Annotated in this window: 1 pseudogene; it reads left to right on the forward strand. The window is 20.4% G+C overall.

Annotation, left to right across the window (positions count from 1 at the left end):
• Positions 1–366: 366 nt before the first annotated feature.
• A pseudogene (locus tag CSGHG_RS25170) lies at positions 367–955 on the forward strand (leucine-rich repeat domain-containing protein); the annotation flags it as partial.

Below are 955 nucleotides of genomic sequence, written 5' to 3' on the forward strand. Positions count from 1 at the left end.
TAAAAATATACTATAACTTTTATAATAAAAATAAAATAATATTCATACATTTAGAATTAAGTTAAGGATAAAATTCAACAATATTCTATAAAAATATACATTATTTCAAAAATATGTTTAAAAAATGTAAAGTGTTAGGTGATTCTAACGATAACAAAAAATAAAAGGGAGAAAAATATAAAAATAGGAAGTGAAGCTATGAAAAAGAGTACAATTTTTATAATAATTTGTGCAATTATAAGCATCTCTATAGTTGTAGTATATAAATATAATCAAGGAAAAGAAGATAGTAAAACAGAGAGCAATGAAAGTGTAAGATTAGAACAAAGTTTAGGTGAAAATAGTAAAAAAAATGAAAAAGAGCTTTCTAAGAATAATCCTGAAACTAAAGAAAAACAATCAGAAAATGAATTTCAAAATACTGAAGAAGCAAATGAAGAAGGAAATAGTACAGTTATTAAAAATGACAATATTAAGAGTTTAAATGATATAAAAAATTTAGATGAAATATCATCATTAGAAATAATTGATAGTGGTATAGAAGATATAGATAAGTTAAATGAAAAAATAATATCACAGTTTTAAAAATAGTACATTGCAATGTAAATGATCTTAAAGTTATATCAACATTAAAAAATCTTAAAAATCTAGAAATTATAGATTGTGGTTTAAAAGATATATCAATAATTAAAGATTTAAAGAAGTTAGAAAGATTAGATGTAAGTAACAATGAAATAACTACTTTAGAAGGAATTGAAAATTTATTAAATCTAAAAGAACTTTATGTATCAAACAACAATATAACTGGGTTAAATTCTCTTTCAAAATTAGTTAATTTAACTAATTTAGATGTTAGCAATAATAAAATTAGTAATATAAAACCATTAGCAACTATTAAGGGGATTAAAGAACTTAATATTTGTAATAATGATATATCTTCTTTAGAAGGAATTGA

This window comes from Clostridium senegalense JC122 (assembly GCF_000285575.1).
Taxonomy (GTDB): Bacteria; Bacillota; Clostridia; order Clostridiales; family Clostridiaceae; genus Clostridium_J; species Clostridium_J senegalense.